This window comes from Nocardiopsis halophila DSM 44494 (assembly GCF_000341245.1).
Classification (GTDB): domain Bacteria; phylum Actinomycetota; class Actinomycetes; order Streptosporangiales; family Streptosporangiaceae; genus Nocardiopsis_A; species Nocardiopsis_A halophila.
Window position 1 is genome coordinate 1 of the sequence record NZ_ANAD01000155.1, and the last position, 8333, is coordinate 8333.

The following is an 8333-nucleotide window of genomic DNA, read 5'->3' on the forward strand; positions in this document are numbered from 1 at the left end:
TCGCCCTCTCCGGTGACCGGCCGCCCGCCTGTCGGGTGGCAGCGCTACCGGGAGGTGCGGGGTTCCGCCGACCGGCGGGCGGCCCGTCGGGAGTGTGGAAGCGGGTCTCGTCGGCGTCCGTCGGTGCCCGCCGGCGGGGGCTTCGGCGGGGCGGTGGCCACCGTGTATGGGCCTGTCAGGGGAGCGGGCCGCCGAGGATCGGACGGGAGCGACTAAAGTGGACACGTTGACCTGGTCCTTCGCCTCCGGTGAAGCGGCTGGTCAACGGCACCGCGTGAGCGAAGTCCGGGAGGGCAGCCTGCGGCCGCCCGGATCCGGCGCTGCCCCGCAACTGTGACGCCCGCCCTCCGGGGCGGGACGAGCCAGGTCGCCTCTGCGGTGCCGGCGTCCACTGTCCTCGTGGGAGGGACAGTCCGCCTCGGCGGGCTCGGTGCTTCCCCACGCCACAAGCAAGAAGGAGTGCCGTGCGCATCGCACGCTTCACCACGGCGGCCGCCCTGCCCGCCGTGCTCGTCCTGTCCGCCTGCGGCGGTTCCGACTCCGGCGGGAGCGAGGGCTCCGCCGACGCCGGGGGCGCCTACCCGGTCACCGTGAACGACGCCCGGGGCGAGGTCACCGTCGACGCCGAGCCCGAGCGCATCGTCTCGCTCTCGCCGTCGAGCACCGAGATGCTCTTCGCCATCGGTGCCGGCGACCAGGTCGCCGCCGTGGACGAGCACTCCGACTACCCGGAGGAGGCCCCCACCACCGGCCTGTCCGGGTTCACCCCCAACGTCGAGGCCATCACCGAGGAGGACCCCGACCTGGTGGTCATGTCCCAGGACGCCGAGGGCGCCGCGGACCAGCTGGAGTCGGTCGGGGTGCCCGTCCTGGTACTGGAGGCCGCCACCGCCTTCGACGACACCTACGAGCAGCTGGAGACGCTGGGCGAGGCCACCGGCCACGCGGAGGAGGCCGACGCCGAGGCCGAGCGCATCCGGGACGAGATCGAGAAGATCACCACCGAGACCCGCGAGGCGCTCGGCGACACCGAGTTGAGCGTCTACCACGAGGTGGACGACTCGCTGTACTCGGCCACCTCCGACACCTTCATCGGCCAGGTCTACTCCGAGCTGGGCCTGGAGAACATCGCCGACGGCACCGAGGGCGCCGCCGAGTCCGGCGGCTACCCGCAGCTGTCCCCCGAGTTCGTCGTCGAGGAGGACCCCGACCTGGTCTTCCTGGGCTACCCCGGCGGGGACGCGGTGGACGACCTGGAGACGCGCCCGGCCTTCGACACCGTCACCGCCGTGGAGAACGGCGACATCGTCCAGCTCGACCAGGACATCTCCTCCCGCTGGGGCCCGCGCGTGGTCGACCTGGTCCAGAGTGTCTCCGACGCGGTGATCGCCGCCCAGGAGGACTGAGCGGGTGGGACGCGGTCGCACGGCCTGGCCCTGGCTGGCCGGCGCCGCGGCGGTGCTGGCCGCCGCGGCCCTGGTCGGCGTCGCCGCGGGCGCGGCCTCCATCACCCCCTGGCAGATCGTCCACGCCGTCGCGGCGCGGGTGCTGCCCGGGGCGGAGTCCCCGCTCGACGACCGCCAGATGGCCGTGCTCGTCCAACTGCGCCTGCCGCGCGTGGTGCTGGGCGCCCTGGTGGGCGCGCTGCTCGCCGCGGCGGGCGCCGCCTACCAGGGCGTGTTCCGCAACCCGCTGGCCGACCCCTACCTGCTGGGGGCGGCCGGCGGCGCCGGGCTCGGCGCGACCGTGGTCATCGCCTTCGGCGCCGAGTGGTTCGACGCGCCCCGCTCGATGGTCCCGGTGGCCGCCTTCGCCGGCGCGCTGCTCGGCGTCGCCGCCGCCTACGCGCTGGGCCACTCGGCCGGCCGGGGCGGCACCGCCTCCCTGGTGCTGGCCGGGGTCGCGGTCTCCTCGTTCCTGTCGGCGGCCCAGACCCTGGTCCAGCAGCTGCGCACGGACGAGCTGCAGCGCATCTTCTCCTGGGTGCTGGGCGGCCTGGTCCGCAGCGGCTGGGACGAGGTGACCACGGTGCTGCCCTATGCGGTGCTGTCGGTGGTGTGCATGCTGGCCTGCGCCCCGATGCTGGACCTGCTGGCCCTGGGCGAGGAGAAGGCGGTGAGCCTGGGCCTGAACACCGCGGCCGTGCGGCTGGCGGTGATCGCCGCGGCCTCCCTGGGCACGGCGGCCGCGGTCTCGGTCAGCGGCCTGATCGGGTTCGTGGGCATCGTCGTCCCGCACATGGTGCGCCGGCTGGTGGGCACCGGGTACCGGCTGGTGCTGCCCATGTCGCTGCTGTGCGGCGCCGCCTTCCTGGTGCTCGTCGACGTCGTCGCGCGCACCCTGATCGCCCCCGCCGAGCTGCCGCTGGGGGTGGTCACCGCCTTCCTCGGTGCGCCGTTCTTCGTCATGATCCTGCGTGCGACGCGGGCGCAGGGCACCTGAGGCGCCCCCTCGGGGCCCTTCCCGGTGCGCGGCCGGGCGCCGCCCACCGCACACGTACCCTGACCCGGGCCCCGTGCGCTGCGCGACCGGAACGGGGCGCGGACGTGATCGGATCGCGCCCCCGCATCTGGGAGACTGGACCGCGCCCCCGCCGATCACGACCACCACCGTGCGGCCGGCGCCGGAGCGGCGGTCGTCCGAGCCTGGAGACCGCCTCTCGCCCGCGGGTCGGGGGACCTCGCTAGGAGACTGATGGACTACACGATCTTCGCTGTTGCCGTATTCGTCGTCGCCCTGCTCGTCTTCGGCGGCGTCGTGCTCATCCGGCCGCGCCGTCCCGGGGCGGGCAAGGAGGAGGCCCCGCCCGTCGAGGAGGGCGGCACCACCACGGCCGCCCCTGAAGCGGCCGAGGACGAGGGGGAGCGGTCGGGCGCCGCCACCGCCGAGCCCGAGGCGCTCCCCGAGAAGGCCGCCGAGGCCCCCGCGGCGCCGAGCATCGAGACCCCGCCGCCGTCTGCGGGCCGCCTGGTGCGGCTGCGGGCGCGCCTGGCCCGCTCGCAGTCGACCCTGGGCAAGGGCCTGCTCAACATCCTCTCCTCCGACACCCTGGACGACGACGCGTGGGAGGAGATCGAGGACACCCTCATCACCGCCGACGTCGGCGTCACCTCGGCGTCGCAGATCGTCGAGGGGCTGCGCACCAAGGTCAAGGTGCTGGGCACCCGCAGCCCCGACGAGGTGCGGGCGATGCTCCGTGAGGAGCTGCTCGGCCACATCGGCGCGGACATGGACCGCACCGTGCACACCGGTCCGCACCAGGGCCGCCCCGGCGTGGTCATGGTCGTGGGCGTGAACGGGACCGGCAAGACCACCACCACCGGCAAGCTCGCCCGCGTCCTGGTGGGCGACGGCAAGAAGGTGGTGCTGGGGGCGGCCGACACCTTCCGCGCCGCCGCCGCCGACCAGCTGGAGACCTGGGGCTCGCGGGTCGGCGCGCCGGTGGTCCGCAAGGACGAGGGGGCCGACCCGGCCAGCGTCGCCTTCGACGCCGTCGCGCGCGGGGTCGAGGAGGGCGCCGACTCGGTGATCGTCGACACCGCCGGCCGCCTGCACACCAAGACCGGGCTGATGGACGAGCTCGGCAAGGTCAAGCGCGTGGTGGAGAAGAAGTCCCAGGTGGACGACGTGCTGCTGGTGCTGGACGCCACCACCGGGCAGAACGGCCTGCGCCAGGCGCGGGTGTTCGCCGAGGTCGTGGACGTGTCCGGGATCGTGCTGACCAAGCTGGACGGGACGGCCAAGGGCGGCATCATCATCCAGGTCCAGCGCGAGCTCGGCGTCCCGGTCAAGCTGGTGGGCCTGGGCGAGGGGCCCGACGACCTGGCGCCGTTCGACCCCGAGGAGTTCGTCGACGCCCTCCTGGAGGAGTAGGCCTGGGCGGAAGCGCCGGCGCACACGGCCGCCCCCGCCCGGATCCCCTCCGGGCAGGGGCGGCCGTCGTCGTGCGGCCGGGGGCGCCGGCACCGGTGCCGGCGCCTGTGCCGGCGCCGCTCAGACCAGCACGTCGCGCCGGGCGAAGACCGCGGCCGCCACCGCCGCCAGGACGAGGGGCACCGCGGCGATGACGAGCGTGTACCCGGGGTCCACCCCGTTCACCAGGGGCTCGGGGTCGAACCCGTAGTAGAACGCCGAGGTGAACCGCATCCACTCCAGGTCGTCCACGGTCAGCGCGAAGGTGTCGCCCAGGTAGCCGACCACGGCCAGGAACGCCCCGCCCGCGATGGCGAAGGAGCGCCGCCCCGTCACCGCGCCGATGGCGAAGGCCGCGGTTCCGTAGCAGAGCGCGACCAGGGCGGTGGACAGGCAGGCGGCCGCCAGGTGCCCGGCGCCGATGCCCAGGTCCAGCACGGGGGAGAGCCCCAGCAGGACGAGGAACATCACCGCACCGAGCACGGCGGTGTGGACCGCCGACGCGGCGAAGCGCTGCACCAGCAGGGAGGTGCGGCCCACCGGGTAGGCCATGACCAGTTCGAGGGCGCCCTCCTCCTCGTCGCCGGCGACGGCCCGCGCCCCGACGCCGATGGCCGCGACCACCATCAGGACCGGCACCAGCAGCAGCACCGTGGCCTCGATGTAGCCCTCCGGGGAGGTCATGTCGTTCCACCCCATGGCCTCGCCCATCGCGGGCATGGCCTCCATGTACTGCTGCATCAGGTCGGCGGTGTCGGCCATCGTGGGCCAGAACGCGGCGTACATCGCCGTGACCGCCGCCACCGCGAGCGACCAGCCGGCCAGGCCCCGCGCGCGCTCGCGCAGGAAGCGGCCGAACACCTGGACGCCCATGGGTCAGCCCCCTCCCTCGCGGGCCGCCCCGCCGTCGGCCCCGTCGGCGTAGTGGGTGAAGAAGAGCTCCTCCAGGTCCGGCTCGACGGCCGACATCAGCAGCACCGTCCTGCGGGCGGCGAGCTTGACCAGCGCGTCCGGGCTGCCGTCGACCGTGCAGGTGAGCCGGTCGCCCTCGGTCCGAACGCCGCGGACGTTCTCCAGCGCCCCGAACTCCCGCGCCTCCGCCTCGCCCAGCGGTTCGGCGAACCGGATGGAGAACTCGTGCACCGCCCGTGCGCGCAGGGCGTCCATGTCCTCGGTCGCCACGATCCGGCCGTCGCGGATGATCGCCGCGCGGTCGGCCGCGTCGTGGACCTCGCTCAGCACGTGCGACGACATGAAGACGGTGGCCCCCGCCTCGCGGGCCTGGCGCACCATCGCCAGGAACTCCTGCTGGAGCAGCGGGTCGAGGCCGCTGGTGGGCTCGTCCAGGATGAGCAGCCGCGGCCGGTGCATGAACGCCTGCACCAGCCCCACCTTCTGCTTGTTGCCCTTGGAGAGCCCGCGGACCGGGCGCCGCAGGTCCAGACCGAGCCGCCCGGCCAGCTCCTCGATGCGCGCCCGGGGCACCCCGCCGCGCAGCCGGGCGTAGAACCCCAGCAGGTCCCCGGCCGACCTCCGGCCGGCCATGGTCAGCTCACCGGGAAGGTAGCCCACCTCCCGGCGCAGGGCGACCCCGTCGGTGCGCGGGTCGCGCCCCAGGACCGACACGCTCCCGGCGTCGCGCCGGATGTGGTCGAGCAGCACCCGGATCGTGGTGGTCTTGCCCGAGCCGTTGGGGCCGAGGAACCCGAACACCTCGCCCTCACGGACCCGCAGGTCGACGCCGTTGAGCGCGGTGCGGCGCCCGTAGCTCTTGGTCAGCCCGCTGATGTCGATCGCTGGCGGGTCCCCGTCCCGCGCCTGCTCTGCGGCCATGGTGACCCGCCTTCCCGTGCCGCGCGCCGCGGGCCGCGCGGCGTGCGGGGGTCGAGGGTTTTCGCATCCTCCCTCTCCCATGCACCGGAAGACGGCCCGGCAAACCCCCGCCGGAAGCGTTGACCGGGCCCTAACACGGTCTGGGCCCCTCACGGCCCTGCCCACGGGCCGTCCGCACCGGGGGAGCGCCCGCGCCCTCCGCGCCCCGCTCCGGTTCCGCCCGTCCGCGACACGCGGATGTAACCGCCCGACCAGATGCTTTACGCGTGCGCAACAGACACGGCTCCACCGGGAAACAGGCCGGGACGATCGTGTCCGTCGAGGTGAACGCGCCGGGCCCGACGACGTGCTCGCATCACCGAGGAGTACGTACACATCCCCCATCCCTGCTTGGAGGCGACCATGGAAGGGCTCGACACGGGCACGACCGCCTGGCTGCTGGTGAGCGCTGCACTGGTCATGCTCATGACCCCTGGACTGGCCTTCTTCTACGGAGGCATGTCCCGGGCCAAGAGCGTGCTGAACATGATGCTGATGAGCTTCGCGAGCATCGCGATCGTCAGCGTCCTGTGGGTCCTGGTCGGCCACAGCCTGGCCTACGGAGAGGGCTCGGGCCCGCTCTCCCCGTTCATCGGCGGACTCAGCGACGCCGGCCTGTCGACCATGATCGGGGAGGTCGACCCCGAGGGCGGCTACCCGCTGCTGGTCGACGCCGGCTTCCAGATGATGTTCGCCGTCATCACCGTCGCCCTGATCAGCGGCGCCATCGCCGACCGCGCCAAGTTCGGTGCCTGGCTGCTGTTCGTCCCGGTGTGGTCGCTGCTGGTCTACTTCCCGGTCGCGCACTGGGTGTGGGGCGGCGGCTGGGTCGGCCAGATCACCATCGGCGGCGCCGAGGTGGTCGACTTCGCCGGCGGTACCGCGGTGCACATCAACGCCGGCGCCGCCGCGCTGGCCCTGACCATGGTGCTCGGCCGCCGCAAGGGCTTCGGCTCGGAGTCCATGAGGCCGCACAACCTGCCCTTCGTCCTGCTCGGCGCGGCCCTGCTGTGGTTCGGCTGGTTCGGGTTCAACGCGGGCTCGGCCTACGCCGCCGACGCCACCGCCGCCCTGGCCCTGGTCAACACCCAGGTGGCCACCGCCGCCGCGACCGGCGCCTGGATGCTGGTGGAGCGGATCCGCTACGGCAAGATCACCGCGCTGGGCTTCGCCTCCGGCGCCATCGCCGGCCTGGTCGCCATCACCCCGGCGGCCGCCGACGTCACCCCGGTCGGCGCGATCGGCGTCGGCGTGCTCTCCGGTGCCGTGTGCGCCTACGCCATCAGCTGGAAGTTCAAGTTCAAGTACGACGACGCCCTCGACGTGGTCGGCGTGCACATGGTCGGCGGCATCATCGGCTCGCTGGCCATCGGCCTGCTCGCCTCGGCCGCGACCGGCGGGGAGAACGGGCTGCTCTACGGCGGCTCCCCGGCGCTGCTGGCGGTGCAGGCGGTGGCCGTGGTCGGCGTGGCGCTCTACTCCTTCGCCGTCACCTGGGTGGTCGCCAAGGTCATCGACCTGGTGATGGGCTTCAGGATCCCGGTCCACGTGGAGACCAACGGGCTCGACCACGAGCTGCACTCCGAGACCGCCTACGCCTTCGACGAGCTGGACGACGAAGAGGTGACCGAGCTCTCCTCGCCGACGCCTCCGGGCGAGGAGGTCGCCTCCCGGTAGCCCCCGCCCCCGCCCCCTCAGCGTCGAGGGGGCGGACGGGGGGCACGCGGCCGGGAGGCGCGTAAGGCTGGGCCGACGACGGGGACCGCCCCATCGCCGGCCCAGCGGTGTGTCGGGGGCCGGGACCGGACGCGGCGGCGGCCGCGTCCGGCCTGCGCGGGTGACTCTGGGCGAAACCTGGGCCGCGGTTTGCAAGGAGAAGCGGCGCGGTTCGGTACTCTGACACCCACGGACGGGTCCGACGACCGGCCGCCGGTGCGATCGCCGGCGCTGCGATCTCGTGGAGCGGCCCGCCGTTGTGCGCCCGGAGCCGGGACAGGCTCCCGCGCGCTCCCGTGACCGAGTGAACGACAGCCCGAAATCTCTGCGTGCGCCCGTCGGCATCTGCCGCGGGACGGGCCGAGCGCAAGGGGCCTGGAGGCAAGATGGCGCCGGTGAAGTCCAGCAGACGGCGGTCGGGGCGACCGCTCGCCTACGCCGCGACGGCGGCGGCGGTCGCGGTCGTCGCGGCCGGCTGCAACCTGGATCTGAGCGACCTGCGCCCCGGTGGGGGCGAGGAGACGCAGGACCAGGCCGAACCCGTCGAGGCGGCGCCGGTCCTCGAGGGCGCCCTCGAACGGCTCGCGTCCTCCGACGCCGTCGCGGTCCAGGGCAAGCTCGCCTCCGGAGGCGAGGGCGAGGGGGTCAACGACGCCGCCCTGACGGTCACCTCGTCCGGGGCGGTCCAGGGAACGTACAAAGAGGGCGAGAACGAGGCCGAGGTCCTGGAGGCCGAGGGCCGCCTGTTCCTCAACGCCCCCGACGAGTTCTGGCTCGACCAGACCATCGCCAACCCCGACTCCGACCAGTACGGCGGGGCGTGGGGGGGGGGC

6 protein-coding genes and 1 pseudogene are annotated in these 8333 nt (G+C 73.9%); 5 read left to right on the plus strand and 2 right to left on the minus strand.

Going from position 1 to position 8333, the window contains the following annotated elements; translation table 11 throughout:
• Window positions 1–464: 464 nt before the first annotated feature.
• From D450_RS0118040 to ftsY, 3 genes are all read left to right on the plus strand, one after another.
• Entirely contained in the window at window positions 465–1406 is a 942-nt protein-coding gene (locus D450_RS0118040; protein ID WP_017540055.1) for an ABC transporter substrate-binding protein, read from the plus strand.
• A 4-nt stretch (window positions 1407–1410) separates the two neighbouring features.
• The gene (locus tag D450_RS0118045; RefSeq protein WP_017540056.1) at window positions 1411–2442 is read left to right on the plus strand and encodes a FecCD family ABC transporter permease; all 1032 of its coding nucleotides are present in this window, start codon (window positions 1411–1413) and stop codon (window positions 2440–2442) included.
• A 252-nt stretch (window positions 2443–2694) separates the two neighbouring features.
• Entirely contained in the window at window positions 2695–3873 is a 1179-nt protein-coding gene (gene ftsY, locus D450_RS0118050; RefSeq protein WP_017540057.1) for a signal recognition particle-docking protein FtsY, read from the plus strand.
• 120 nt (window positions 3874–3993) lie between these two features.
• Here ftsY and D450_RS0118055 read toward each other — a convergent pair whose 3' ends face one another.
• Window positions 3994–4785: an ABC transporter permease gene (locus D450_RS0118055; RefSeq protein ID WP_017540058.1), complete on the minus strand. Its 792-nt coding sequence runs from the start codon at window positions 4783–4785 to the stop codon at window positions 3994–3996.
• Window positions 4786–4788: 3 nt separating this feature from the next.
• A complete protein-coding gene (locus D450_RS0118060) occupies window positions 4789–5745 on the minus strand; it encodes an ABC transporter ATP-binding protein (protein WP_017540059.1) in 957 nt (318 codons plus the stop codon).
• A 402-nt stretch (window positions 5746–6147) separates the two neighbouring features.
• On the opposite strand from D450_RS0118060, the gene D450_RS0118065 reads away from it, so the two are divergent.
• Window positions 6148–7461, plus strand: a complete 1314-nt coding sequence (locus D450_RS0118065; protein WP_017556827.1) for an ammonium transporter — start codon at window positions 6148–6150, stop codon at window positions 7459–7461.
• Window positions 7462–7886: 425 nt separating this feature from the next.
• A pseudogene (locus D450_RS0118070) lies at window positions 7887–8333 on the plus strand (hypothetical protein); the annotation flags it as partial.

Excerpts from the sequence above, each read along its gene's own strand:
- ftsY (WP_017540057.1), top strand. The coding sequence starts at position 2,695 with ATGGACTACACGATCTTCGCTGTTGCCGTATTCGTCGTCGCCCTGCTC.
- D450_RS0118055 (WP_017540058.1), bottom strand. The coding sequence starts at position 4,785 with ATGGGCGTCCAGGTGTTCGGCCGCTTCCTGCGCGAGCGCGCGCGGGGC.
- D450_RS0118060 (WP_017540059.1), bottom strand. The coding sequence starts at position 5,745 with ATGGCCGCAGAGCAGGCGCGGGACGGGGACCCGCCAGCGATCGACATC.
- D450_RS0118065 (WP_017556827.1), top strand. The coding sequence starts at position 6,148 with ATGGAAGGGCTCGACACGGGCACGACCGCCTGGCTGCTGGTGAGCGCT.